Annotated in this window: 27 protein-coding genes and 1 tRNA gene; 5 read left to right on the forward strand and 23 right to left on the reverse strand. The window is 58.9% G+C overall.

Annotated elements, in window-relative coordinates:
• Positions 1–34: 34 nt before the first annotated feature.
• From hisS to trmJ, 16 genes are all read right to left on the reverse strand, one after another.
• Entirely contained in the window at positions 35–1,324 is a 1,290-nt protein-coding gene (hisS, locus tag QU606_RS29715) for a histidine--tRNA ligase (protein WP_024077288.1), read from the reverse strand.
• A 23-nt stretch (positions 1,325–1,347) separates the two neighbouring features.
• A complete protein-coding gene (gene ispG, locus QU606_RS29720; protein ID WP_024077289.1) occupies positions 1,348–2,457 on the reverse strand; it encodes a flavodoxin-dependent (E)-4-hydroxy-3-methylbut-2-enyl-diphosphate synthase in 1,110 nt (369 codons plus the stop codon).
• 2 nt (positions 2,458–2,459) lie between these two features.
• Positions 2,460–3,482 carry a RodZ family helix-turn-helix domain-containing protein gene (locus QU606_RS29725; protein WP_024077290.1) on the reverse strand — a complete coding sequence of 341 codons (1,023 nt, stop codon included), beginning with the start codon at positions 3,480–3,482 and terminating at the stop codon, positions 2,460–2,462.
• Entirely contained in the window at positions 3,482–4,240 is a 759-nt protein-coding gene (gene pilW, locus QU606_RS29730; protein WP_024077291.1) for a type IV pilus biogenesis/stability protein PilW, read from the reverse strand. The genes QU606_RS29725 and pilW overlap by 1 nt, the downstream gene beginning before the upstream one ends.
• Before the next feature lie 12 nt (positions 4,241–4,252).
• The gene (gene rlmN, locus QU606_RS29735) at positions 4,253–5,401 is read right to left on the reverse strand and encodes a 23S rRNA (adenine(2503)-C(2))-methyltransferase RlmN (RefSeq protein WP_102624575.1); all 1,149 of its coding nucleotides are present in this window, start codon (positions 5,399–5,401) and stop codon (positions 4,253–4,255) included.
• A gap of 28 nt (positions 5,402–5,429) precedes the next feature.
• Entirely contained in the window at positions 5,430–5,855 is a 426-nt protein-coding gene (gene ndk, locus QU606_RS29740) for a nucleoside-diphosphate kinase (protein WP_017846179.1), read from the reverse strand.
• 91 nt (positions 5,856–5,946) lie between these two features.
• Positions 5,947–6,147, reverse strand: a complete 201-nt coding sequence (gene iscX / locus QU606_RS29745) for a Fe-S cluster assembly protein IscX (protein WP_017846180.1) — start codon at positions 6,145–6,147, stop codon at positions 5,947–5,949.
• Positions 6,148–6,161: 14 nt separating this feature from the next.
• The gene (fdx, locus tag QU606_RS29750; RefSeq protein WP_003175958.1) at positions 6,162–6,503 is read right to left on the reverse strand and encodes an ISC system 2Fe-2S type ferredoxin; all 342 of its coding nucleotides are present in this window, start codon (positions 6,501–6,503) and stop codon (positions 6,162–6,164) included.
• A 3-nt stretch (positions 6,504–6,506) separates the two neighbouring features.
• Positions 6,507–8,369 (reverse strand): Fe-S protein assembly chaperone HscA, encoded by a 1,863-nt coding sequence (hscA, locus tag QU606_RS29755; RefSeq protein ID WP_024077293.1) that lies wholly within the window; start codon positions 8,367–8,369, stop codon positions 6,507–6,509.
• 51 nt (positions 8,370–8,420) lie between these two features.
• Positions 8,421–8,942: a co-chaperone HscB gene (gene hscB / locus QU606_RS29760; protein ID WP_024077294.1), complete on the reverse strand. Its 522-nt coding sequence runs from the start codon at positions 8,940–8,942 to the stop codon at positions 8,421–8,423.
• Positions 8,943–8,950: 8 nt separating this feature from the next.
• On the reverse strand, positions 8,951–9,274 hold the full coding sequence (iscA, locus tag QU606_RS29765; protein WP_024077295.1) for an iron-sulfur cluster assembly protein IscA: 324 nt from the start codon (positions 9,272–9,274) through the stop codon (positions 8,951–8,953).
• 28 nt (positions 9,275–9,302) lie between these two features.
• Complete coding sequence (gene iscU / locus QU606_RS29770) at positions 9,303–9,689, reverse strand: Fe-S cluster assembly scaffold IscU (RefSeq protein WP_003209682.1); 387 nt, start codon at positions 9,687–9,689, stop codon at positions 9,303–9,305.
• Positions 9,690–9,788: 99 nt separating this feature from the next.
• Positions 9,789–11,003: an IscS subfamily cysteine desulfurase gene (locus QU606_RS29775; protein ID WP_024077296.1), complete on the reverse strand. Its 1,215-nt coding sequence runs from the start codon at positions 11,001–11,003 to the stop codon at positions 9,789–9,791.
• 50 nt (positions 11,004–11,053) lie between these two features.
• Positions 11,054–11,545, reverse strand: a complete 492-nt coding sequence (gene iscR / locus QU606_RS29780) for a Fe-S cluster assembly transcriptional regulator IscR (protein WP_003238451.1) — start codon at positions 11,543–11,545, stop codon at positions 11,054–11,056.
• A 301-nt stretch (positions 11,546–11,846) separates the two neighbouring features.
• Complete coding sequence (gene cysE, locus QU606_RS29785; protein WP_024077298.1) at positions 11,847–12,629, reverse strand: serine O-acetyltransferase; 783 nt, start codon at positions 12,627–12,629, stop codon at positions 11,847–11,849.
• Positions 12,630–12,631: 2 nt separating this feature from the next.
• Entirely contained in the window at positions 12,632–13,402 is a 771-nt protein-coding gene (gene trmJ, locus QU606_RS29790) for a tRNA (cytosine(32)/uridine(32)-2'-O)-methyltransferase TrmJ (RefSeq protein WP_150054768.1), read from the reverse strand.
• Between the two features lie 145 nt (positions 13,403–13,547).
• Here trmJ and suhB point away from each other — a divergent pair, with 145 nt between their 5' ends.
• On the forward strand, positions 13,548–14,363 hold the full coding sequence (gene suhB, locus QU606_RS29795) for an inositol-phosphate phosphatase (protein WP_003175971.1): 816 nt from the start codon (positions 13,548–13,550) through the stop codon (positions 14,361–14,363).
• 128 nt (positions 14,364–14,491) lie between these two features.
• On the opposite strand, the gene QU606_RS29800 is transcribed toward suhB, so the two are convergent.
• From QU606_RS29800 to queA, 6 genes are all read right to left on the reverse strand, one after another.
• Positions 14,492–15,034, reverse strand: a complete 543-nt coding sequence (locus QU606_RS29800) for a glycine zipper 2TM domain-containing protein (protein ID WP_024077300.1) — start codon at positions 15,032–15,034, stop codon at positions 14,492–14,494.
• Positions 15,035–15,158: 124 nt separating this feature from the next.
• On the reverse strand, positions 15,159–16,073 hold the full coding sequence (gene secF / locus QU606_RS29805) for a protein translocase subunit SecF (RefSeq protein ID WP_024077301.1): 915 nt from the start codon (positions 16,071–16,073) through the stop codon (positions 15,159–15,161).
• Between the two features lie 9 nt (positions 16,074–16,082).
• Positions 16,083–17,951 (reverse strand): protein translocase subunit SecD, encoded by a 1,869-nt coding sequence (gene secD / locus QU606_RS29810; protein WP_041161017.1) that lies wholly within the window; start codon positions 17,949–17,951, stop codon positions 16,083–16,085.
• A gap of 62 nt (positions 17,952–18,013) precedes the next feature.
• On the reverse strand, positions 18,014–18,352 hold the full coding sequence (yajC, locus tag QU606_RS29815) for a preprotein translocase subunit YajC (protein WP_003175975.1): 339 nt from the start codon (positions 18,350–18,352) through the stop codon (positions 18,014–18,016).
• 43 nt (positions 18,353–18,395) lie between these two features.
• Positions 18,396–19,511 (reverse strand): tRNA guanosine(34) transglycosylase Tgt, encoded by a 1,116-nt coding sequence (gene tgt, locus QU606_RS29820; RefSeq protein ID WP_003238437.1) that lies wholly within the window; start codon positions 19,509–19,511, stop codon positions 18,396–18,398.
• A 5-nt stretch (positions 19,512–19,516) separates the two neighbouring features.
• Positions 19,517–20,566 carry a tRNA preQ1(34) S-adenosylmethionine ribosyltransferase-isomerase QueA gene (gene queA / locus QU606_RS29825; protein ID WP_024077304.1) on the reverse strand — a complete coding sequence of 350 codons (1,050 nt, stop codon included), beginning with the start codon at positions 20,564–20,566 and terminating at the stop codon, positions 19,517–19,519.
• A gap of 108 nt (positions 20,567–20,674) precedes the next feature.
• On the opposite strand from queA, the gene QU606_RS29830 reads away from it, so the two are divergent.
• The 4 genes from QU606_RS29830 (at position 20,675) to QU606_RS29845 (ending at position 23,174) form a co-directional block, all read left to right on the forward strand.
• Positions 20,675–20,759 (forward strand) — tRNA-Leu (locus QU606_RS29830).
• A gap of 250 nt (positions 20,760–21,009) precedes the next feature.
• A complete protein-coding gene (locus QU606_RS29835; protein WP_024077305.1) occupies positions 21,010–22,137 on the forward strand; it encodes an AAA family ATPase in 1,128 nt (375 codons plus the stop codon).
• Entirely contained in the window at positions 22,134–22,808 is a 675-nt protein-coding gene (locus QU606_RS29840; RefSeq protein WP_024077306.1) for a DUF4276 family protein, read from the forward strand. The genes QU606_RS29835 and QU606_RS29840 overlap by 4 nt, the downstream gene beginning before the upstream one ends.
• 36 nt (positions 22,809–22,844) lie before the next feature.
• Positions 22,845–23,174, forward strand: a complete 330-nt coding sequence (locus tag QU606_RS29845; RefSeq protein ID WP_304997903.1) for a hypothetical protein — start codon at positions 22,845–22,847, stop codon at positions 23,172–23,174.
• 8 nt (positions 23,175–23,182) lie between these two features.
• On the opposite strand, the gene QU606_RS29850 is transcribed toward QU606_RS29845, so the two are convergent.
• Complete coding sequence (locus QU606_RS29850) at positions 23,183–23,818, reverse strand: LysE family translocator (protein WP_024077308.1); 636 nt, start codon at positions 23,816–23,818, stop codon at positions 23,183–23,185.
• Positions 23,819–23,966: the final 148 nt, after the last annotated feature.

The following is a 23,966-nucleotide window of genomic DNA, read 5'->3' on the forward strand; positions in this document are numbered from 1 at the left end:
CTCCTTAATCGCTAAATTCGGCTGTTCGACAGCTTCAACCCTGCACGACGCAGGTGGCCAAGTGCGCGGCGAGCGCATCGAAGGCAATGTTCTGTTGCTCACCCTGGCCACGCAGGGGTTTGAAACCTATCACTTGCTGGGCCAATTCGTCATCGCCGAGGATCAGTGCATACAGCGCACCGCTCTTGTCAGCCTTCTTGAACTGGCTCTTGAAGCTGCCCGCGCCGGCATTGACCTGCAGGCGCAGGTTCGGCAGCTGGTCGCGCACTTTTTCGCTCAGGGCCAGGGCAGCCAGTTCGGCGGCCTCGCCGAAGGCGCACAGGTACACGTCCACCTGACGGGAGATTTCTTCCGGGACCTGTTCCAGGGTTTCGAGCAACAGGATCAGGCGCTCGATGCCCATGGCAAACCCCACGCCAGTGGTCGGCTTGCCGCCCATCTGCTCGACCAGGCCGTCGTAACGGCCACCGGCGCACACGGTGCCCTGGGCGCCGAGCTTATCAGTGACCCACTCGAATACGGTCTTGCTGTAGTAATCGAGGCCGCGTACGAGTTTCGGGTTGATCACGTAGGGGATACCCACCGCGTCCAGGCGAGCCTTGAGGCCCTCGAAGTGCGTACGGGACTCGTCGTCCAGGTAGTCGGCCATTTTTGGCGCGTCGACCAGTACGGCTTGCGTGTCGGCATTCTTGGTATCGAGGACGCGCAGCGGATTGGTCTTCAGGCGGCGCTGGCTGTCTTCGTCAAGTTTGTCCAGGTGGGCGGACAGGTACTCGACCAAGGCAACCCGGTAGCGGCCGCGAGATTCGCTGGTGCCCAGGCTGTTGAGCTCAAGCTTGACCGCGTCGCGGATACCCAGCAGGCCCCATAGGCGCCAGGTCAGCACGATCAGCTCGGCGTCGATGTCCGGACCGTCGAGGTTGAACACCTCCAGGCCGATCTGGTGGAACTGGCGATAGCGGCCTTTCTGTGGGCGCTCGTGACGGAACATCGGGCCGATGTACCACAGTTTCTGCGGCTGGCCACCGCCGGTAAGGCCATGCTCAAGCACGGCGCGCACGCAGGCGGCGGTCCCTTCCGGACGCAGGGTCAGGGAGTCGCCATTGCGGTCTTCGAAGGTGTACATCTCTTTTTCGACGATGTCGGTCACTTCACCGATAGAGCGCTTGAACAGCTCGGTGAATTCGACGATCGGCATGCGGATCTGCTTGTAACCGTAGTTATCCAGCAGGCGCGCGACAGTGCCTTCGAAATAGCGCCACAGCGGCGTCTGCTCCGGCAGGATGTCGTTCATGCCACGTATGGCTTGCAGAGACTTGCTCACATCAAATCCTTAAATTCGTTCAATCAGCCGCGCGCGATCAGCGCTGCGTCAGCCGCGACCTTTTCGGCCGCTTTCTGGCGGATCAGTCTTTCGAGCTCATCCACCAGATTGTCATTCGTCAACTTCTGCGACGGCTTACCGTCGATATAGATCAGGTTCGGCGTGCCGCCGGTCAAGCCGATATGGGCTTCCTTGGCTTCACCCGGGCCGTTGACCACGCAACCGATTACCGCAACATCCAACGGTACCAGCAGGTCCTCGAGGCGCCCTTCCAGTTCGTTCATGGTTTTCACCACGTCGAAGTTCTGCCGTGAGCAGCTCGGGCAGGCAATGAAGTTGATGCCACGGGAACGCAAATGCAGGGATTTGAGAATGTCGTAACCGACCTTCACTTCCTCTACCGGGTCTGCCGCCAGGGAGATGCGGATAGTATCGCCAATCCCTTCGGCGAGCAGCATACCGAGACCCACCGCAGATTTCACTGTGCCTGAGCGTAAACCGCCGGCTTCGGTGATCCCCAGGTGCAGCGGCTGCACGATTTCCTTGGCCAGCAGGCGATAGGCTTCTACTGCCATGAAGACGTCGGACGCCTTTACGCTGACCTTGAAGTCCTGGAAATTCAGGCGTTCAAGGTGCTCAACGTGGCGCAGTGCCGACTCAACCAACGCGGCAGGAGTGGGTTCGCCGTATTTCTTTTGCAGGTCTTTTTCGAGGGAACCGGCGTTGACGCCGATACGGATCGGAATCCCGCGGTCACGGGCAGCATCCACCACGGCACGCACGCGGTCTTCACGACCGATGTTGCCCGGGTTGATGCGCAGGCAATCGACGCCGAGTTCGGCCACGCGTAGCGCGATCCTGTAGTCGAAGTGGATGTCGGCAACCAACGGCACCTTGACCAATTGCTTGATACGGCCAAAGGCTTCGGCAGCGTCCATGTCCGGCACGGAAACCCGCACGATGTCGACGCCAGCCGCTTCCAGACGATTGATCTGGGCGACGGTAGCTGCGACATCATTGGTGTCGCTGTTGGTCATGCTTTGTACTGCGATGGGGGCATCGCCACCCACCGGCACCGAGCCGACCCAGATCTTGCGCGATACGCGACGTTTGATTGGAGATTCGCCGTGCATGACTATTGTCCCAACTTCAGGCGAGCGGTCTCGCCACTGGTGAACGGCGCCACGTCCACAGGCTGGCCGTTGTAGGCCACTTGCGCGCCACGGGCAAAGCCCAGACGCAGCGTCAAAGGTGGTTTGCCGCCCTGGTCGAGCGTGTCGCCCTTACGCTTCAGACCGCTGAACAGCACTTTGCCATTGCCATCGGTGAGCTGCGTCCAGCAATCAGCAACAAAGGTGATTTGTACGTGCCCGTCACCCGCGATCAACGCAGGTGTGGTGGGCGGCGAAATCGCTGGCGCCGCCGGGGCAGCTGGGGCGGTAGTCGCAGGAGCCTGGGCGGGAACAGCCGGCGCATGGGCCTGGGCAGCAGGCGCTACCGGAGTATGAGCAGGTACGGCCGGGGTACTTGGAACGGCCGGTGTAGCCGGAGCAGGTACTACGGCGGTTGCAGTGCCTGCATCCGGTATCGGTTGCTCGGTGGCGGGCGGCACCTGGGGCGCAGCCTGCCCTTCGACAACAGCCTGGTCTTCCGGCTCGTCGAGCGGGTGAATCTGGGTGGTGCCGTCGGCGCTCTCGACTTCGACGTGCTCCATGCTGTTACTGGCCAGGTCCTTGCCGCGCTGGGAAGTCTGGTCCTGCCACCAGAGGAAGCCACCGCCGATGACGGCGATCAACAGTAACAGGCTGACAATACGCAAGATCGTGTGGGAAACCCGCACCGGCTCTTCGATGCGACCCAGGCCATGGACATTGCTGCCCTGGGAGTCGGTACCGGTGAACTGGTCGAACTCCTGGACCAGGACGGCCTGGTCGATGCCCAGCAATTTGGCGTAGGCGCGGATATAGCCGCGGGCAAAGGTATGCCCAGGCAGCTTGTCGAACGCGCCGGCTTCCAGGTTGCCCAGGGACGTGGTGGTCAAATTGAGCTTGAGGGCCACTTCTGCCAGCGACCAACCATTGCTTTCGCGGGCCTGACGCAAGGTCTCGCCTGGGTTTACGCGATTAGCTGCTACAACTTCCGGGTGCGCCGCTTTCATCATTGCTCCGACAGGTATTGCTGATATTCCGGGGTACCGGGATAGAGTCGTTCGAGTTGCTGGCCAAAACGTGCGGCCGTGTCGCGTTCTTCATGAACCGTCGCCAGGCGCACGCCGAGCAATAGACTACGTGCATTTTGCCCGCTGAGCAGGCTAAAACGCTCGTAATAGTCACGTGCCGGCACATAATGCCTGTCTTCGTAGGACAACTCAGCCATTTCGAGCAAGGCTCGTGGCTGGCGACTGTTCAGGTGCAGGGCTTTTTCCAACTGCTGGCGCGCGCTGTCGCGCAGGCCGAGGCGCTTGGAGGTCACTCCCAGGTTCTCGAAAACGCGCGAGCGCTCAGGATAGAGGGTGTCGGCGCTGGCTTGCTGGAAATAACGAGAAGCCTGGTCATAGCGTTTCTGCTCGAACAGAAAGCTGCCGTAGTTGTTCAGCAGCCGTGGGTCGGCAGGACGGGAGGCCAGGGCCTTGTTGAAATACTGGTCGGCCAGTTCAGGCTCGGCCTGGGCCTGGAACACCAAGGCCAGTGCAGCATTGGCGTCGGCATCGTCGCGGTCCAGCTCAATGGCCTTTCTCAACGGCACCTTGGCTTGCTCGCTCATGCCTTGGCGCAGGTAACCCAGGCCCAACTGAACATAGGCCGCTCGCGCCTCTTCACGGCCCTTGCCGGTTTGCAAAGGGCTGTCATGGCCCGATGAAACACAACCGGCCGCAAGACCGGTAACCAGCAGGAGCAGCGCAAGGCGCAAGGGCATAGAGATCCTCTCTCAGGTTCGATTCGCAGCGCTTTGCGGCATATCGTCGGCGGCACTCAGTTCGCGCACCGCGATATAACGTTCGCTGCGACGGGTGCGATCCAGCACCTGTCCTACCAATTGGCCACAAGCGGCGTCGATGTCTTCACCACGGGTGGTACGTACGGTGACATTGAAGCCCGCCTGGTGCAGTTGATCCTGGAAACGGCGGATGGCGTTGTTGCTCGGCCGCTCGTAGCCAGAATGGGGAAACGGGTTGAACGGAATCAGGTTGATCTTGCACGGGATGTTCTTGAGCAACTCGATCATCTCGACCGCGTGTTCGACCTTGTCGTTGATGTCCTTGAGCAAGGTGTACTCAATGGTCAGCACGCGCTTTTCGCCCAGGGACGACATATAGCGCTGGCAAGATTCGAGCAGCATCTTAAGCGGATACTTCTTGTTGATCGGCACCAATTGGTTACGCAATGCGTCATTCGGTGCGTGCAGCGACAACGCCAGGGAGACGTCGATGTGCTTGGACAGCTCATCGATCATCGGCACCACGCCGGAAGTCGACAGGGTCACACGGCGCTTGGAGATGCCGTAGCCCAGGTCGTCCATCATCAGGTGCATGGCCGCAACCACGTTGTCGAAGTTCAGCAGCGGCTCACCCATGCCCATCATCACCACGTTGGTGATGGCACGGTCGACGGTCGCCGGGACGCTGCCAAAGGATTTGTTGGCAATCCACACCTGGCCAATGACTTCGGCGGCGGTGAGGTTGCTATTGAAGCCTTGCTTGCCGGTGGAGCAGAAACTGCAATCCAGGGCACAGCCTGCCTGGGACGAAACGCACAAGGTGCCGCGTTTGCCCTGGGGAATGTATACGGTCTCGACGCAGCTGCCGGACGCCACGCGCACCACCCATTTACGGGTGCCGTCGCTGGAGATGTCCTCGCTGACAACTTCCGGACCACGGACCTCGGCAATGGCCTTGAGCTTGTCACGCAGGGCCTTGCTGACGTTCGTCATGGCATCGAAATCGTCGACGCCAAAGTGGTGAATCCACTTCATTACCTGACCGGCACGGAAACGCTTCTCCCCGATTGAGTCGAAGAATTTTTCCATTTCCTGTTGAGTCAGACCCAGCAGGTTGGTTTTTACAGTCGATGTAGTCATGGATTCACCTTCACTCTTAAGCCAATGCTTAGCGAGTGGTTACTTCAGTAGCTGCGAAGAAGTACGAGATTTCGCGAGCAGCAGCGGCTTCGGAGTCCGAACCGTGTACAGCGTTGGCGTCGATGGAGTCAGCGAAATCAGCACGGATGGTGCCGGCAGCTGCTTCTTTAGGGTTGGTAGCACCCATCAGTTCGCGGTTCAGAGCGATAGCGTTTTCGCCTTCCAGAACCTGAACAACGACAGGACCGGAGATCATGAAGGCAACCAGGTCGCCGAAGAAGCCACGAGCGCTGTGCTCAGCGTAGAAACCTTCAGCTTCAGCCTTGGACAGTTGCTTGAGTTTCGAAGCTACAACCTTCAGGCCGGCTTTTTCGAAACGAGTGGTGATCTCGCCGATGACGTTTTTTGCAACAGCGTCAGGCTTGATGATGGAGAAAGTACGTTGAACAGCCATGGTGTAACTCCAGAAACGGTAATTTACGAAAAATTAAACCCGCGAATTATACGCGGGTTCTTGGGTATTGCCTAACTGCGTAAGGGAGGCGTCAGTCCTGTTCTTCTTTCCAGGCTGTCTGAATAGCTTCCAAAACCTTTTCGCCACCGCGATCACGCTCATCGTCAAAACCTGGCAAGGCCATGACCATGTCACGCAAAGCAACAAAGTTCAGCGAATAGGGATCCATATCCGGGTTGCCGTCGGCCAACAGGATAGCGATTTCTTGCACATCAACCCATTTAAGACTCATGACACTTCCTTGAATCAGTGCGGCGCTTCGGCCGCATGGTTGAGGGAATATTTCGGGATTTCGACGGTGATGTCTTCCGTTCCGACCTTTGCCTGACAGCTTAGGCGAGAAGTCGCTTCCAGGCCCCAGGCCCGGTCAAGAAAGTCCTCTTCCAACTCGTCCGCTTCTTCCAGAGAGTTGAACCCCTCACGAATGATGCAGTGGCAGGTGGTGCAAGCGCACACTCCACCACAGGCACTTTCGATCTCGATGTGGTTGTCATGGGCAACTTCGAGGATGGACTTGCCGGTCTCAGCCTCAACAACCATACCGTCCGGGCAGTGCTCGGCGTGTGGCAGAAAAATGACCTGCGGCATTGATTATTCCTCGATTTCATTCAGGTTGCGCCCGGCCAGTGCGGCTTTCACCGTCTGATCCATGCGGCGGGCGGCAAAGGCGTCAGTCACCTGCGACAAGCGCTTGGTCTGTTGCTCGATGGCGTAACCATCGTTGCCTTTCATCAGTTCGGCCAGTTCCTGCATCTGCAGGTCGATGACCATGCGCTCTTCGGCATCCAGCAGGCGCTCGCCGTCGGCGTCAAGGGCGCCCTGCACCGCTTCGAGCAGGCGCTGGGCATCCACTTGTTGCTCACGCAGTACGCGCGCGACCTTATCGTCACCGGCGTACTGGAACGAGTCCTTGAGCATCTTGGCGATTTCGCCGTCAGTCAGGCCGTAGGACGGCTTGACCTGGATGCTCGCTTCGACGCCTGACGCCAACTCACGCGCAGCCACGCTGAGCAGGCCGTCGGCGTCGACCTGGAAGGTCACGCGAATCTTCGCGGCACCGGCAACCATGGCCGGGATACCGCGCAATTCGAAGCGCGCCAGCGAGCGACAGTCGCTGATCAGCTCGCGCTCACCTTGCAGCACATGAATCATCATGGCCGTCTGGCCATCTTTATAGGTCGTGAAATCCTGGGCGCGGGCAACAGGGATGGTGGTGTTGCGCGGAATCACCTTCTCCATCAAGCCGCCCATGGTTTCCAGCCCCAGGGACAACGGAATCACGTCGAGCAGCAACAGCTCGCCACCATCGCGCTTATTGCCGGCCAGGGTATCGGCCTGGATCGCCGCACCGATGGCGACCACTTGATCCGGATCGATTTCGGTCAGCGGCTGGCGGCCAAAGGCTTCGGCCACGGCTTCGCGAACACGTGGTACGCGGGTCGAACCGCCGACCATGACCACGGCGACTACGTCTTCCAGCTCGACGCCGGAATCACGCACGGCGCGCCGGCAGGCTTTCAGGCTGCGGGCGACCATCGGCTCGATCAAAGCATCGAAGGCTTCACGGGTCAGTTGGGCCGACCAGCTACCATAGGACACTTCAACCGATGCAGCATCAGTCAGCGCTTCTTTAGCAGCGCAGGCGGTTTGCAGCAGGTTGCGCTGCGCGCCCGGGTCCAGATCGGCGGACAAGCCGGCACTGGTGATGATCCAGCCCGCGATGGCGTGATCGAAGTCATCGCCGCCCAGGGCTGTATCGCCACCCGTGGCCAGTACTTCGAAGACACCGCCAGTCAGGCGCAGGATCGAAATATCAAAGGTGCCGCCGCCCAGGTCGTAAATGGCGACCAGGCCTTCGGCATGCTGGTCCAGGCCATACGCCACAGCGGCTGCCGTCGGCTCGTTGAGCAGGCGCAGCACGTTCAGGCCGGCAAGCTTCGCCGCGTCCTTGGTGGCCTGGCGCTGAGCATCATCGAAATAGGCCGGAACCGTGATCACCGCCCCGACCAGCTCGCCGCCCAAGGTGGTTTCTGCACGCTGGCGCAGCACCTTGAGGATATCGGCCGACACTTCCACCGGGCTCTTCGGGCCCTGGACGGTGTCGATGAACGGCATGTGGGACTCGCCACCGACAAAGCGGTACGGCAGTTGGTCGCCCAGTTGCTTGACGTCGGACAGACCACGCCCCATCAAGCGCTTGACCGACAGTACGGTATTCAGGGGGTCGGTAGACGCCGCCAGCTTGGCCGACTCGCCCACTTCGGTGCGATCGGCGTGATAACGCACAGCGGACGGCAGGATCACCTGGCCATCGGCGTCGGGCAGCGGCTCGGACAGGCCGCTGCGCAAGGCAGCGACCAGGGAATTGGTGGTGCCCAGGTCAATCCCCACCGCCAGGCGACGCTGGTGCGGTTGAGGGCTTTGGCCGGGTTCGGCGATTTGCAGTAGAGCCATGGTAATCAGGTCTTATCTGTCTATCAGGCGTGCATCACGGGCAGCACTGGGTTAATCGTCGAGGCGCTCTTCTAGCTGGCGCACTTCGTAGGAGAGCTTGTCGAGGAACTGCATGCGCCGCATCAGGCGTTCGGCCTGTTCACGTTGCGCCGCATCATTCCAACAGGCTGCGAAGCTTTCGTTGAGCTCATCCTGGGCGGTTTTCAAACGACGCTTGAAGACCGCGACACCCGCCAGATCGGCTTCGTCCTGCAAGTCTTCGAGCTCTTCGCGCCACTGCATCTGCTGCATCAGGAAGTCCGGGTCGTGCACCGTGACTTCCAACGGCAACTCGCCACCATTCATCGCGAGCAGGTAACGCGCGCGCTTGGGGGGACTTTTGAGCGTCTGATAGGCTTCGTTGAGGCTGGCCGATTGCTCCAGCGCCAGGCGTTGCTCACGCTCGGAAGCGTCAGCGAAGCGGTCCGGATGCACCCCACGCGCCAATTCACGGTAGCGCGTGGCAAGCTGCTCGAGGTCCAGCCGAAAGCTCGGCTGCAGCTCGAATAAAGCGAAATGACAAGGAGTGCCCACAAATAGCCTCAGATGTTGAAGCTTTCGCCGCAGCCACATTCACCGCGTACGTTGGGGTTGTTGAACTTGAAGCCTTCGTTCAACCCTTCCTTGACGAAATCGAGTTCGGTGCCGTCCAGATAGGTGAGGCTTTTAGGGTCGATAATCACTTTCTCGCCGTGACTTTCGAACACCTGGTCCTCATCAACCACCTCGTCGACAAACTCCAGCACATAGGCAAGGCCGGAACAGCCCGTGGTGCGCACACCCAGACGAATCCCCTCACCTTTACCGCGCCCATCCAGGGAGCGTCGCACGTGCCGTGCAGCCGCTTCTGTCATGCTGATAGCCATCGTTGACTCCTTACTCGTCGCCAAATGCTTAGATCAAGCCTTTCTTCTGCTTGTAGTCGCGAACGGCCGCCTTAATGGCGTCTTCTGCGAGTACGGAGCAGTGGATTTTCACTGGCGGCAGGGCCAGTTCTTCGGCCAGTTGGGTGTTGCTGATCGTCACAGCCTCATCCAGGGTCTTGCCTTTCATCCATTCGGTCGCCAGGGAGCTGGAGGCGATGGCCGAACCGCAGCCGTAGGTCTTGAACTTGGCGTCTTCGATAACGCCCGCCTCGTTGACCTTGATCTGCAGGCGCATCACATCGCCGCACGCCGGAGCGCCGACCATGCCGGTGCCGACATCTGGGTCTTCCGCGTTCATCTTGCCGACGTTACGCGGGTTTTCGTAGTGGTCGATGACCTTTTCGCTGTAAGCCATGGTACTGAATCCTCACTCATCAGGGCCGCTCTGTAACCCTGTAGAAACGCCTGCGTTTTCCGCCACGTTCCTACAGAGCTGGGGTGGCGGCTTCTATAGTTAGTGTGCCGCCCACTCGATCTTGGAAATGTCGACACCGTCTTTGTACATGTCCCACAGCGGCGACAAAGTGCGCAGCTTATTGACGGCTTCGCAGACTTTCTGCGCCGCGTAGTCGACTTGTTCTTCGGTGGTGAAGCGGCCAAACGTAAAGCGGATCGAGCTGTGCGCCAGTTCGTCGTTGCGGCCCAGGGCACGCAGCACGTAGGACGGCTCAAGGGAGGCCGAGGTGCAGGCCGAACCGGACGAAACCGCCAGGTCCTTGAGCGCCATGATCAGCGACTCGCCTTCGACGTAGTTGAAGCTCAAGTTCAGGTTGTGCGGTACACGGGCGGTCATGCTGCCGTTGATGTACAGCTCTTCAAGGTTTTCGACCTGCTTGTAGAAGCGCTCGCTCAGGGCCTTGATGCGCAGGTTCTCGGCAGCCATATCTTCCTTGGCCACACGGAAAGCTTCGCCCATACCAACGATCTGGTGGGTCGCCAGGGTGCCCGAACGCATGCCGCGCTCGTGACCGCCGCCGTGCATGGTGGCTTCGATACGTACGCGGGGCTTACGGCTCACGTAGAGCGCGCCGATGCCTTTAGGGCCGTAGGTCTTGTGGGCCGAGAACGACATCAGGTCGACTTTCAGTTTCGACAGGTCGATGTCGACCTTGCCGGTGGACTGAGCAGCGTCGACGTGCAGCAGGACGCCTTTGGAGCGCGTCAGCTCGCCGATGGCCGCGATGTCGTTGATGGTCCCGATTTCGTTGTTCACGTGGATCACGGAAACCAGGATGGTGTCTTCACGCAGCGCGGCTTCGATCATGGCCGGGGTGACGATACCGTCGGTGGTTGGCTCGAGGTAAGTGACCTCGAAACCTTCACGCTCCAGTTGGCGCATGGTGTCGAGGACAGCCTTGTGCTCAATCTTGGTGGTGATCAGGTGCTTGCCTTTGGTCGCGTAGAAATGCGCCGCGCCCTTGATTGCCAGGTTGTCGGATTCGGTGGCGCCGGAAGTCCAGACGATTTCGCGCGGGTCTGCACCGACCAGGTCAGCGACCTGGCGACGAGCGTTCTCCACCGCTTCCTCGGCTTTCCAGCCGAAAACGTGGGAGCGGGAGGCCGGGTTGCCGAAGTTTCCGTCGACCAGCAGGCATTCGCTCATCTTTTGTGCGACACGCGGATCAACCGGCGTGGTCGCTGAGTAATCAAGGTAAATCGGCAATTTCATGGACTTTCTCCTAAATCAGGCTGGCTGGCGTGCCGTTAGCTCTTCGGCTGTCACTCGACGGCGGACGCTTCAATCTTGTCCAGACGCGGCGCCTTGGTGTTGCAACGGCGCTGGTCCTGACGCTGGGCTACTTCTTGCACCTCACGGCGAGTCACAAGATCAGCCAAGCTGATACCACTCAAAAACTCATGGATCTGCAGACTCAAGTCACACCACAAGTGATGCGTCAGGCAAGTGTCGCCGGCGTGGCAGTCACCCAGGCCCTGGCATTTGGTCGCATCGACGGATTCGTTGACCGCGTCGATGACCTGGGCCACCTGGATGCCCTGCATCTCGCGGGACAGTTGATAGCCGCCACCTGGCCCACGCACACTGGAAACCAGATTGCTGCGGCGCAATTTGGCGAACAGTTGCTCAAGGTAGGACAGGGAAATGCCTTGGCGCTCGGAGATATCGGCCAGGGACACCGGCCCAGTTTGCGCGTGCAAGGCCAAGTCAAGCATGGCGGTTACCGCGTATCGGCCTTTTGTAGTCAGTCTCATGGACAAGTACCAAGGTGTTTCAGAATGGGAGCAAGTATGCGATTCCCGAGTATTTAAGTCAACTATAAGACCTAGTACTTTAGTCAGGATTACCCGTAAAAAGGGCGCGCGAATCATAGCAGGATGGGGTGGGGACGAACAGCGGGAACAGGACCGGATGGGAATTGCTGGATCAACGGAGATCAAATGTGGGAGGGGGCTTGCCCCGATAGCGGTCTGACAGCTGACGAATGCGTCGACTGACCCACCGCCATCGGGGGCAAGCCCCCTCCCACAGGGGTTTTGTGGTGACGATGAGACTTCAGCCGGCCTTGCTTGCAGCTTCGTCCTTGATCTCGGCGAAGTCCTCTTCGCGCAGCTCAGGCAAGTCTTTCGCACAGTAGCTGCTGCCCAGCTCCTTCAGCGCGCCACACATGCCGTCCAACTTGCCGTCCACCGCTTGCAGGTGGTCAAGCAACTGGCCGATGGCGCGCGCCACCGGGTCGGGCATGTCTTCGCTGACACCGTAGGCATCGAAGCCGATCTTCTCGGCCATGGCCTTGCGCTTGGCTTCCTGCTCATCGCCCACTTCCGGCTTGACGATGATCCGCCCGGGAATACCCACCACGGTGGCGCCGGCCGGCACGGCCTTGGTCACCACGGCGTTGGAACCGACCTTGGCACCAGCCCCTACCGTGAACGGGCCAAGCACCTTGGCGCCCGCGCCCACCACCACGCCATTCCCCAGCGTCGGGTGGCGCTTACCCTTGTTCCAACTGGTGCCGCCCAAGGTCACGCCCTGGTACAGGGTCACGTCATCACCAATCTCGGCAGTCTCGCCAATCACGATGCCCATACCGTGATCGATAAAGAAGCGACGCCCCACCTTGGCACCCGGATGGATCTCGATCCCGGTCAACCAGCGACCGAAGTTCGACACCAGTCGCGCCAGCCATTTCCAGCCCATATTCCACAACGCACCGGACAGGCGGTGGATCCAGATAGCGTGCATGCCCGGATAGCAGGTCAGCACTTCAAAGGCATTGCGCGCTGCCGGGTCACGATGGAAAACACTCTGGATATCTTCTCGCAAACGCTCGAACATTTTTAATCCTTCCGCTTAAGAAGCTCGCCACGGGCCGCTTTCTGGGTTTCCGTGAGGATGCCACGCAATATATTCATTTCCGCTCGACTGACCGAGCTGCGCCCGTACAACCGACGCAGGCGCGCCATCAAGTGCCGTGGTTTTTCCGGATCGAGAAATTCGATGGCCACCAGGGTTTGCTCCAGGTGCTCATAGAACCGCTCCAGCTCGTCCATGGTGGCCAGTTCGCCACTTTTGGTCGACGCAACTTCATCCTTCTCGACCTTGCTCGGCTGGCCTTCAGCAGCCAGCCAGGCCATGCGCACCTCGTAACTCAGCACCTGCACCGCTGCCCCGAGGTTCAGCGAGCTGAACTCAGGGTCTGATGGGATGTGCACGTGATAATGACATCGCTGCAGCTCTTCATTGGTCAGGCCGGAGTCTTCGCGACCGAAGACCAGGGCGATTTCAGCGCCACCGGCCGCCTCTTCCACCACTTTGGTCCCGCATTCACGCGGATCCAGCAGTGGCCACGGAATGCGCCGGTCGCGGGCGCTGGTGCCGAGCACCAGATTGCAGCCGACCAGGGCGTCTTCCAAGGTGGCGACGACCTGGGCACTTTCAAGGATGTCATTGGCGCCAGATGCACGAGCATCGGCCTCGTGGTGCGGGAACACGCGTGGTTCGACCAGCACCAGGCGCGTCAGCCCCATGTTTTTCATGGCTCGCGCCACCCCGCCGATATTGCCGGGATGACTGGTATTGACCAGGACGACACGAATGTTTTGCAGCAAGGGAGGCGCTCTCGGACACAGGAAAGGGGAGCAAATCTTACAGAACAGCCTAAGGTTATGCCATGAAAGCTCACGTCGTCCTTCACCTGAAGAAAGTTTCTGCTAGAATGCTCGGCTTTCTTTAACAACCTTAGGTGACACATCCATGCAGCCCATGCTGAATATCGCGCTGCGCGCCGCCCGCAGCGCCAGTGAATTGATCTTCCGCTCCATCGAGCGCCTGGATACCATCAAGGTCGACGAAAAAGACGCCAAGGATTATGTATCCGAGGTGGATCGCGCCGCCGAACAGAAAATCATCGACGCCCTGCGCAAGGCCTACCCGACCCACGGCATCCTCGGTGAAGAAACCGGCCTGCACAAAGGTAGCGGCGAAGGCGAAGACTACCTGTGGATCATCGATCCACTGGATGGCACCACCAACTTCCTGCGCGGCATCCCGCACTTTGCCGTAAGCATCGCGTGCAAATACCGCGGCCGCCTGGAACACGCCGTTGTCCTCGACCCGGTTCGCCAGGAAGAATTCACCGCCAGCCGTGGCCGTGGCGCCCAGCTCAATGGCCGCCGCCTGCGCGTCAGCGGTCGCACCAGCCTGGACGGCGCCCTGCTGGGCACCGGCTTCCCGTTCCGCGATGACCAGATGGACAACCTGGAAAACTACCTGGGCATGTTCCGCGCCCTGGTTGGCCAGACCGCCGGCATCCGCCGCGCCGGTGCAGCCAGCCTGGACCTGGCCTACGTGGCTGCCGGCCGTTTCGATGCGTTCTGGGAATCAGGCCTGTCCGAGTGGGACATGGCTGCAGGCGCCCTGCTGATTCAGGAAGCAGGCGGCCTGGTGAGCGACTTCACCGGCGGCCATGACTTCCTTGAAAAAGGCCACGTCGTTGCCGGCAACACCAAATGCTTCAAGGCAGTCCTGACGGCGATCCAGCCGCACCTGCCAGCCTCGCTGAAGCGCTAAGCGAGCGAGCACAAAAAAGCACCCCTCGGGGTGCTTTTTTTATGCCTGGGATTTGAAGACCACTAGCAACACACAACAAATATGGGAGGGGGCCCCTCCCATACCTTGAACTGAACCAGGCTTTGGGATTACTGCTGGTTCTGGCCCAGGACGAGACGCCCTTCCTTGTCGACCGGAATCTGGCCGCCTGGATCACGGTCCATACGTACCGAGCCTTCCTTGCCATCCAAGGTGTAACGCACGTCGTACCCGACTACCTTGTCACTGATGTCGTTAACGGTGTTACAGCGCGTTTGCGTGGTGGTGTAGGTATCGCGGTTCTGCATGCCTTCCTGAACCTTGTTACCGGCGTAACCACCACCGACAGCACCGGCCACGGTGGCCAGTTTCTTACCATTACCGCCGCCGATCTGGTTACCCAACAAGCCACCAGCCAGCGCACCGACCACCGTACCGACGATCTGGTGTTGATCCTGCACCGGCTTCTGCCGGGTCACTGCGACGTCCTTGCAGACCTCGCGAGGCGTTTTAATCTGGGTTTTCACCGGCTGCACTGCCAGCACTTGCGCATACTCAGGGCCGCTTTTTACCAGGCTGTAGGTGGCAACAGCACCCCCGGCAGTTACACCGACAGCACCCAATACCGCACCAACCAGTAACGACTTGTTCACGTTGAACCTCCTGACCATCACAAACGGACCGAAAGATCCGCGCTATACCCAGCCTTGGAGCAAAAAAAAAGGCACGAGTTCAATACTCGTGCCTTTTTTGTAACAGCTGATCAACAAACGCCCATCAAGGACGGTCGTCGACCTCCTTGCCAGTGCTGGCCGGAGGGATCAGGTCTTCGCTGTTGAGATTCAGCCAGATCAGCACCACGTTGGCGATGTAGATCGACGAGTAGGTACCCGCCAGGACGCCAATAAACAACGCCAGGGAGAAGCCCCACAGGTTGTCACCACCAAAGATCATCAGGGCCGCGATCGCCAGCAAGGTGGAGATCGACGTCGCCATGGTCCGTAGCAGGGTCTGGGTGGTGGAGATGTTGATGTTCTCGATCAGCGTCGCCTTGCGCAGCACCCGGAAGTTCTCACGAACTCGGTCGAATACCACGATGGTGTCGTTGAGCGAGTAACCAATGATCGCCAGCACCGCGGCCAGCACGGTCAGGTCGAAGGTGATCTGGAAGTACGCCAGGATACCCACGGTCACGACCACGTCGTGGATCAGCGACACAATGGCGCCGACGCCGAACTTCCACTGAAAGCGAAAGGCCAGGTAGATCATGATGCCGACCAGCGCCATCAGCATCCCGAGACCGCCCTGGTCGCGAAGTTCTTCACCCACTTGAGGGCCGACGAACTCGACGCGCTTGACCGACGCCGGGTTATCGCCGCCGACCTTCTGCAAAGCTTCGGCGACCTGATGACCCAGTTGTGGGTCTTCGCCAGGCATACGCACCAGCAGGTCAGTGGTTGCACCAAAGCTCTGCACGATGGCTTCGTGATAGCCGGCCTTGACCAGCTCACTGCGCACCAGGGTAACGTCGGCCGGCTTCTCGTAGGTCAGCTCGATGAGCGTACCGCCGGTGAAGTCCAGACCGTAGTTCAGGCCCTTATGGAACCAGCTGAACAACGCCAGAACGGTAAGGAGCACGGTGACGCCGAACGCAATATTGCGAACGCCCATGAAGTTGATTGTACGTAACATGGCAGCCCCTTAAATCCACAACTTCTTGAAGTCACGCCCGCCAAAGATCAGGTTGACCATTGCGCGGGTCACCATGATGGCCGTGAACATCGAGGTAAAGATACCGAGGGACATGGTTACCGCAAAACCTTTGACGGGGCCGGTGCCCATGGCAAAGAGAATCCCGCCGACCAGCAATGTGGTCAGGTTGGAGTCGAGAATCGCGGTAAATGCCCGGCCGAAGCCTTCGTTGATTGCACGCTGAACGGTCATGCCGGCGGCGATCTCTTCACGAATCCGCGAGAAGATCAGCACGTTGGCGTCCACCGCCATACCCATGGTGAGTACGATACCGGCGATACCTGGCAGGGTCAGCGTAGCGCCCAGCAGCGACATCAGGGCCAGCAGCATCACCATGTTGCCCGCCAGGGCCACGGTGGCGATGATGCCGAAGAAGCGGTAGATGGCGATGATGAACAGCGAAACGAACAGCATGCCCCACAAGGCTGCGTCGACGCCCTTGGTGATGTTGTCGGCGCCCAGGCTCGGGCCAATGGTGCGTTCTTCAGCGAAGTACATCGGTGCAGCCAAGCCACCGGCACGCAGCAGCAGGGCCAGCTCCGAGGATTCGCCCTGGCCGTTCAGGCCAGTGATGCGGAATTGAGCACCCAGCGGCGACTGGATGGTCGCCAGGCTGATGATCTTCTTCTCTTCCTTGAAGGTCTGTACCGGCACGTCTTTCTCGACGCCGTTGACCATTTGCTTGGTGTAGGTAGTGATCGGACGTTGCTCGATGAAGATCACCGCCATACTGCGACCGACGTTACTGCGCGTGGCGCGGCTCATCAGTTCGCCGCCGTGGCCATCCAGGCGGATGTTCACTTCAGGGGTACCGTGCTCGCCGAAACCGGCCTTCGCGTCGGTGACCTGGTCACCGGTAATGATCAAGCCACGCTCGATCTGCGCCGGAGGGCGGTTGCCTTCACGGAACTCGAAAGTCTCGGAAGTGGCCTTGGAAGCACCCGGCTCGGCGGCCAGGCGGAATTCCAGGTTGGCGGTTTTACCCAGGATACGCTTGGCTTCTGCGGTGTCCTGCACGCCCGGCAGCTCAACCACAATGCGGTTGGCGCCCTGACGCTGAACGATCGGCTCGGCCACACCCAGCTCGTTGACGCGGTTACGTACCGTGGTCAAGTTCTGCTTGATCGAGTATTCGCGGATTTCCGCCAGCTTGGCCGGGGTCATCGCCAGACGCAGCACCGGTTGACCATTGAGGTCGGCCGGTACGATGTCGAAATCGTTGAAGTTCTTGCGGATCAGCGCACGGGCCTGTTCGCGGGACGCTTCGTCAGAGAAGCCCAGCTGGATGGCACCGTTGAGCTGCGGGAGGCTGCGATAACGCAACTTCTCTTTACGCAGCAGGCTCTTCACGTCGCCTTCGTAGACTTTGAGGCGTGCGTCGAGGGCCTTGTCCATGTCCACTTCCAGCAGGAAGTGCACACCACCGGACAAGTCCAGACCCAGCTTCATCGGGTGCGCGCCAATGCTGCGCAGCCATTTTGGCGTGGTCTGTGCCAGGTTGAGCGCAACAACGTAGTCGTCGCCCATGGCCTTGCGCACAACATCCTTGGCCGGCAATTGGTCTTCTTGCTTGGTCAGGCGCAACAAGCCGCCTTTCGCATCAGCTGCCAACGTTGCCGCCTTGACCTGGATGCCCGCATCGGTGAGCGCCTTGCTCGCGCGTTCCAGGTCAGCCTGATTGACCTTCAGCGAAGTGCTGGCGCCAGAGATCTGGATCGCAGGGTCATCAGGATAGAGATTGGGAGCGGAATAAATAAAACCGATCGCCAGCACCGCCAGGATCAGTACGTATTTCCACAGAGGGTATTTGTTCAGCATCACGCCGCCCGCTTATAACGCGGGGCGCCTTGCGCGCCCCGTCGATTGGTAAAGGTTGTTGCTTAGATCGCTTTGAGCGTGCCTTTAGGCAGCGTGGCGGCGATAGCGCCCTTCTGGAACTTCATTTCTACGGTGTCGGAGACTTCCAGGACCACGAAAGCGTCGGAAACCTTGGTGATCTTGCCGGCGATACCGCCAGTGGTCACGACTTCGTCACCTTTCTGCAAGCTGCCCAGCAGGTTTTTCTGCTCTTTGGCGCGCTTGGCCTGTGGACGCCAGATCATCAGGTAGAAGATGACCAGGAAACCGACCAGGAAAATCCACTCGAAACCACCGCCCATAGGGCCGGCAGCAGCAGGCGCAGCGGCGTCAGCCATGGCGTTAGAGATAAAAAAGCTCATTTAGCACTCCAGTTGCAAATAGTGAATCTTAGGGTCGGAAAACTCAGTCCAAGGGCGGCACAGGGAGCCCGCGCTTGGCATAGAAGGCATCGACGAAGGCGGCCAATGTACCCTGTTGAATAGCCTCGCGCAAACCAGCCATCAGGACTTGGTAGTGACGCAAATTGTGGATGGTATTCAACATGCTACCCAGCATTTCCCCGCACTTGTCCAGATGGTGCAGATAAGCACGGGAGAAGTTCTGGCAGGTGTAGCAGTCACAGGTGGGATCCAGCGGCGATTCATCATGGCGATGGAACGCGTTACGGATCTTCAGCACGCCTGTATCGATGAACAGATGCCCATTGCGGGCATTACGGGTTGGCATCACGCAATCGAACATGTCCACACCGCGGCGCACACCCTCTACGAGATCCTCCGGTTTGCCAACGCCCATAAGGTAACGAGGTTTTTCAGCGGGCATCAGGCCCGGCAGATAATCCAGCACCTTGATCATTTCGTGCTTGGGTTCGCCCACGGACAGGCCGCCAATGGCAAGACCGTCAAAGCCGATCTTGTCGAGGCCTTCCAGCGAGCGCTTGCGCAGGCTTTCATGCATGCCGCCCTGGACGATACCGAACAGCGCCGCGGTATTGTCACCGTGGGCGTTTTTCGAGCGCTGGGCCCAACGCAGCGACAGCTCCATGGAAATCCGCGCGACGTCTTCGTCAGCCGGGTACGGCGTGCATTCGTCAAAAATCATCACGATGTCGGAGCCCAGGTCGCGCTGGACCTGCATCGACTCTTCCGGCCCCATGAACACTTTGGCACCGTCCACCGGCGAGGCGAAGGTCACGCCCTCCTCCTTGATCTTGCGCATGGCCCCCAGGCTGAACACTTGGAAACCACCGGAGTCGGTGAGGATCGGGCCTTGCCACTTCATGAAGTCATGCAGGTCGCCGTGCTTCTTGATCACTTCCGTGCCCGGACGCAGCCACAGGTGAAAGGTGTTGCCCAGGATAATCTCGGCGCCGGTGGCGACGATGTCGCGCGGCAGCATGCCTTTGACGGTGCCATAGGTGCCCACGGGCATGAAGGCCGGGGTCTCTACCGTACCGCGCGGGAAAGTCAGGCGACCACGACGGGCTTTGCCGTCGGTGGCGAGCAATTCAAACGACATACGACTCATAGTTGTTCCTCTGGGCCGCGCGGCGCCGGATTACGGGTGATAAACATCGCATCACCGTAGCTGAAAAAACGGTACCCATTGTCGATGGCGGCTTGATAAGCGGCCATGGTCTGCGGATAACCGGCAAATGCCGACACCAGCATCAACAGCGTGGATTCCGGCAAATGGAAGTTGGTCACCAGGGCGTCGACCACGTGAAACGGCCGGCCTGGGTAAATAAAGATATCGGTGTCGCCACTGAACGGCTTGAGTACGCCATCACGCGCCGCGCTCTCCAGGGAACGCACACTGGTAGTGCCCACTGCAACGACGCGCCCGCCACGCGCCTTGCACGCATTCACCGCGTCCACGACGTCCTGGCTGACCTCCAGCCATTCGCTGTGCATATGGTGGTCTTCGATCTTATCCACACGCACCGGCTGAAACGTGCCGGCCCCCACGTGCAGGGTCACATAGGCGCTCTCGACGCCCTTGGCGGCGATTGCATCCAGCAGCGGCTGGTCGAAATGCAGCCCGGCAGTCGGCGCGGCAACCGCCCCCAGGCGTTGCGAGTACACCGTTTGATAGCGCTCGCGGTCCGAGTCTTCGTCGGGGCGATCTATATAAGGAGGCAACGGCATATGGCCGACGCGCTCCAGCAGCGGCAACACTTCCTCGGCAAACTTGAGTTCGAACAGCGCATCATGGCGCGCAACCATCTCGGCTTCGCCACCGCCATCGATCAAGATCGTCGAACCCGGCTTGGGCGATTTGCTGGAACGCACATGGGCCAGCACGCGATGGTTGTCCAGCACCCGTTCCACCAGAATTTCCAGCTTGCCGCCGGAGGCTTTCTGGCCAAACAGCCGCGCCGGAATCACCCGGGTATTGTTGAACACCATCAGATCGCCTGGGCGCAAATGCTCAAGCAAATCAGTGAATTGACGGTGTGCGAGGGCACCGCTCACCCCGTCCAGGGTCAGCAGTCGACTGGCGCGACGCTCGGCCAAAGGGTGGCGAGCGATCAGCGAATCAGGGAGCTCAAAAGTAAAGTCAGCAACGCGCATGATGGGGTTCGTCTAGCAGGGCCGGGAAGTCTAGCGGAAATAGTCAAAATTGACCATGAAACGTGATTGACCAACGGTAATCTCATCTCTATACTTCGCCGCCATTGAGCCCTGATGGCGGAATTGGTAGACGCGGCGGATTCAAAATCCGTTTTCGAAAGGAGTGGGAGTTCGAGTCTCCCTCGGGGCACCATCTTAAAAAAAGACCTTGAAATTCAAGGTCTTTTTTTTCGCCTGAAGAAAAGTGGTTGCTGGCTTGCCTCAGCTGTCTTAGCCGCAATGACCACCACTCAAAGCGTTGGTATTAGGTAGAAAAGATTAGCGTTAGGATGAAGCTATCAAGTGACGAGCCAGTCTCTAAAATCAATGGCAAACTCCGCGACAGCTATCAATGACAGCAGCCTGGTCTCGACGAATAGCGGCGCTAAAGGAATCAAGCAGCAATGAGCACAAAGAACCCCATCAGTCGGCTGACGATCAAGGGATTTAAGTCAATCAAGAACCTTGAAGACTTCCGCCTGGAAAGCTTGAACGTACTGCTGGGTGCCAATGGCGCAGGCAAGAGCAGCTTCGTTGCTTACTTTCGTATGCTCAGCGAAATGATGGAGTCGCGCCTACAGACATGGACCACCCAACAAGGCAAGGCAGATCGAATTGTCAGCTTCGGGGTGAAGGAAACGACGAGGATCTTCTCCTACGTTCACTTTGGCCTTAACGGTTATGAGTTCGAGCTGGAGTCGACCGTTGATGGAGGGTTTGTTTTTGCCAATGAACGACTTTTTTTTGAAGGCCCCATGTATGGGTCTGAATGGATTCCCCTCGGCTCAGGACACCAAGAGGCCAAACTCAAAAAAGCGTTCGACGTAAAACAATTCCAAGCCCCTTACAAAAATAACGTCGTAGCGTACTGCTATGAATCGATTTCCAGCTGGAAGGTTTTTCACTTCCATGACACCAGCGAAACAGCAAGTGTCAAACGCTACGGCCCTGTTCACATCAACGACTACCTAAGGCCCGACGCCTCGAACCTGGCGGCTTATCTGCATCGCCTATCCACTGAGACGCCTGAAGTCTACGACCAGATCCGCAAGACCATCCAACTGGCGATCCCGTTCTTCGACGATTTTGTACTCCGTCCGGTGCGCTTAGACACACAAGAAGAACTGATCAATTTGCAATGGCGACAAAAGGACAGCGATTACACCTTCTGGCCCAGTCAACTCTCGGACGGCTCGATTCGTTTCATGTGCCTGGTAACCGCCCTCCTTCAGCCCGACCCACCATCGACGATCATCATCGATGAGCCGGAGTTAGGCCTGCACCCTTATGCAATCACTTTGCTGGGTTCGCTGTTACGGTCTGCCTCTACGCGAATGCAGGTGATTGTTTCAACGCAATCAGTCCCACTGGTAAACGAGTTCTCTATCGATGACTTGATCATCGTTGAGCGGGAAAAGGGAGCAACTGTCTTCAAGCGTCTGGACGAAAAAGCTTTCGAAACGTGGTTAGACGACTACTCAGTAGGCGAGTTGTGGGAGAAAAACATCTTGGGCGGGAGGCCGCGTAAATGATTCGAGTGCACGTCATTTGCGAGGGCCAGACAGAGGAGATGTTCATCAACGAAGTGTTGGCTCAAGCCTTTCACCACTTGGGTATTTACCTGATGCCAGCGCTGATCGGTAAACCAGGCCACAAAGGCGGCAACTTTCGCTTTGAGCGCCTGCTCAGCGATGTTGAAAAACGCCTGCTCGGCGACCGCCAAGCCTATTGCACCACGTTCTTTGATTTTTATGGTCTGCCCGAAGAGTTTCCTGGAAAAGCGAATGCCGCCGGCAAAAACTCCATGGATGAAAAAGCCGATTGCCTGCTAGAAGCCATGGTGGAAAGGCTAGCGATCGAATTAGGTGATGACGCCATGCGCCGATTCATTCCCTATGTGCAGATGTACGAATTCGAAGGTTTGCTTTTCAGTTGTCCACGGCGACTTGCCACGGGCATCAACCAGCCCAACCTTGAAGATCGGTTTATGCACATACGGAATGAGTTTGAAACGCCGGAAACCATCAATAACAGCCCGATGACGGCGCCGAGCAAAAGGCTTAAGACGCTTTATGCGGGTTACGACAAGCCGCTGCACGGCTCGTTGGCGGCCATTGAAATCGGCCTGCCAGCGATACGCGAACAGTGCAGTCGCTTCGATACCTGGCTAAGTGAAATGGAAGCTTTGCAGCCGGTTGCCTGAGGCGCCTGCTGGCGACACATTAAGGTAAACAGCACCATGGAATTGCAACTGGAAGCAGTCGCCTTGTTCTCGCACAAACTGGCCTATGAAACAGAAGGTGAGAGTCCGATACTGCGTGATGACCCGATCATGAGCGAATACGAGCGCGAGGTATTCGGGCTGTTGGTCCGCAACGGCGAGATCAATATCATCCAGCAAAAACTGGACGAATGCCTGGCAGTGGCACTCAGCTCCTTGGGCGGCGTGAATACCGTGATGGGTCGCGAGCTGCAACGGCTGACGTTGGATGTGCGCCAAGCATCGACACTGCACGAACTCAATACCCCACTCAACGCACTCAAGGATTACCTGAAGGCGATCCTGTAACGTCCGGTTCAGCGACGCCCTTCCACCGCCATCCGCACCGCCAGCCCCATCAGCACCGACCCCATCAGCCAGCGCTGCACCACCTGCCAACCCGGTCGGGTGACGAAAAACACCGCGATGGAGCCGGCCATGGTGGCAATCACTGCGTTGACGCTCACGCTGATGAAAATCTGCGTAAACCCCAGCACCAGAGATTGGGTCAGCACACTGCCATGACCGTTCGGGTCGATGAACTGGGGCAGTAACGACAAATACATCACAGCCACCTTGGGGTTCAGCAGGTTCGTCACCAGGCCCATGGTGAACAGTTTGCGTGGGCTGTCCTTGGGCAAATCCCGCACCTGGAACGGCGATCGCCCACCCGGCCGAATTGCCTGCCAGGCCATATAGGCCAGGTACAACGCACCGCCGAAGCGCAGTGCGTCATAGGCAAATGGCACCGCCATGACCAAGGCCGTGATCCCCAAGGCCGCGCACACCATGTAAACCAGAAAACCCAACGCCACGCCGCCCAGGGAAATCAACCCGGCCGTGCGGCCCTGGCAGATCGAGCGGGAGATGAGGTAAATCATGTTCGGGCCGGGCGTGAGCACCATGCCGAGTGAAATAAGCGCATAGGCCAGCCAGCTGGACAGTTCGGGCATTGTTGGGCTCCTGGGGTGTTATTTTGTCGACGTGAAACATTTGGCCAAGGTTATAGGCTTGGACCCAATGGTAGGGCGTTCAAAATGCGCGCGTTAGATACAGATCCGCGAGCAAAACGGCATACACCACCGCACCACTCACCCAAGG

Origin of the sequence: Pseudomonas sp. OVF7 (assembly GCF_030644265.1) — a bacterium.
In the GTDB taxonomy this organism is placed as follows: Bacteria; Pseudomonadota; Gammaproteobacteria; order Pseudomonadales; family Pseudomonadaceae; genus Aquipseudomonas; species Aquipseudomonas gorinensis.

What these genes read in the sequence shown, in the direction of transcription:
- yajC (WP_003175975.1), bottom strand. Translation starts at nt 18,352, where the DNA reads ATGAGCTTTTTTATCTCTAACGCCATGGCTGACGCCGCTGCGCCTGCT.
- hscA (WP_024077293.1), bottom strand. Translation starts at nt 8,369, where the DNA reads ATGGCTCTACTGCAAATCGCCGAACCCGGCCAAAGCCCTCAACCGCAC.
- QU606_RS29725 (WP_024077290.1), bottom strand. Translation starts at nt 3,482, where the DNA reads ATGAAAGCGGCGCACCCGGAAGTTGTAGCAGCTAATCGCGTAAACCCA.
- QU606_RS29840 (WP_024077306.1), top strand. Translation starts at nt 22,134, where the DNA reads ATGATTCGAGTGCACGTCATTTGCGAGGGCCAGACAGAGGAGATGTTC.
- cysE (WP_024077298.1), bottom strand. Translation starts at nt 12,629, where the DNA reads ATGTTCGAGCGTTTGCGAGAAGATATCCAGAGTGTTTTCCATCGTGAC.
- iscX (WP_017846180.1), bottom strand. Translation starts at nt 6,147, where the DNA reads ATGAGTCTTAAATGGGTTGATGTGCAAGAAATCGCTATCCTGTTGGCC.
- QU606_RS29845 (WP_304997903.1), top strand. Translation starts at nt 22,845, where the DNA reads ATGGAATTGCAACTGGAAGCAGTCGCCTTGTTCTCGCACAAACTGGCC.
- QU606_RS29850 (WP_024077308.1), bottom strand. Translation starts at nt 23,818, where the DNA reads ATGCCCGAACTGTCCAGCTGGCTGGCCTATGCGCTTATTTCACTCGGC.
- suhB (WP_003175971.1), top strand. Translation starts at nt 13,548, where the DNA reads ATGCAGCCCATGCTGAATATCGCGCTGCGCGCCGCCCGCAGCGCCAGT.
- QU606_RS29835 (WP_024077305.1), top strand. Translation starts at nt 21,010, where the DNA reads ATGAGCACAAAGAACCCCATCAGTCGGCTGACGATCAAGGGATTTAAG.
- pilW (WP_024077291.1), bottom strand. Translation starts at nt 4,240, where the DNA reads ATGCCCTTGCGCCTTGCGCTGCTCCTGCTGGTTACCGGTCTTGCGGCC.
- iscU (WP_003209682.1), bottom strand. Translation starts at nt 9,689, where the DNA reads ATGGCTTACAGCGAAAAGGTCATCGACCACTACGAAAACCCGCGTAAC.
- ndk (WP_017846179.1), bottom strand. Translation starts at nt 5,855, where the DNA reads ATGGCTGTTCAACGTACTTTCTCCATCATCAAGCCTGACGCTGTTGCA.
- secD (WP_041161017.1), bottom strand. Translation starts at nt 17,951, where the DNA reads ATGCTGAACAAATACCCTCTGTGGAAATACGTACTGATCCTGGCGGTG.
- secF (WP_024077301.1), bottom strand. Translation starts at nt 16,073, where the DNA reads ATGTTACGTACAATCAACTTCATGGGCGTTCGCAATATTGCGTTCGGC.
- queA (WP_024077304.1), bottom strand. Translation starts at nt 20,566, where the DNA reads ATGCGCGTTGCTGACTTTACTTTTGAGCTCCCTGATTCGCTGATCGCT.
- iscR (WP_003238451.1), bottom strand. Translation starts at nt 11,545, where the DNA reads ATGAGACTGACTACAAAAGGCCGATACGCGGTAACCGCCATGCTTGAC.
- iscA (WP_024077295.1), bottom strand. Translation starts at nt 9,274, where the DNA reads ATGGCTATCAGCATGACAGAAGCGGCTGCACGGCACGTGCGACGCTCC.
- ispG (WP_024077289.1), bottom strand. Translation starts at nt 2,457, where the DNA reads ATGCACGGCGAATCTCCAATCAAACGTCGCGTATCGCGCAAGATCTGG.
- rlmN (WP_102624575.1), bottom strand. Translation starts at nt 5,401, where the DNA reads ATGACTACATCGACTGTAAAAACCAACCTGCTGGGTCTGACTCAACAG.
- fdx (WP_003175958.1), bottom strand. Translation starts at nt 6,503, where the DNA reads ATGCCGCAGGTCATTTTTCTGCCACACGCCGAGCACTGCCCGGACGGT.
- QU606_RS29775 (WP_024077296.1), bottom strand. Translation starts at nt 11,003, where the DNA reads ATGAAATTGCCGATTTACCTTGATTACTCAGCGACCACGCCGGTTGAT.
- tgt (WP_003238437.1), bottom strand. Translation starts at nt 19,511, where the DNA reads ATGTCGTTTGAATTGCTCGCCACCGACGGCAAAGCCCGTCGTGGTCGC.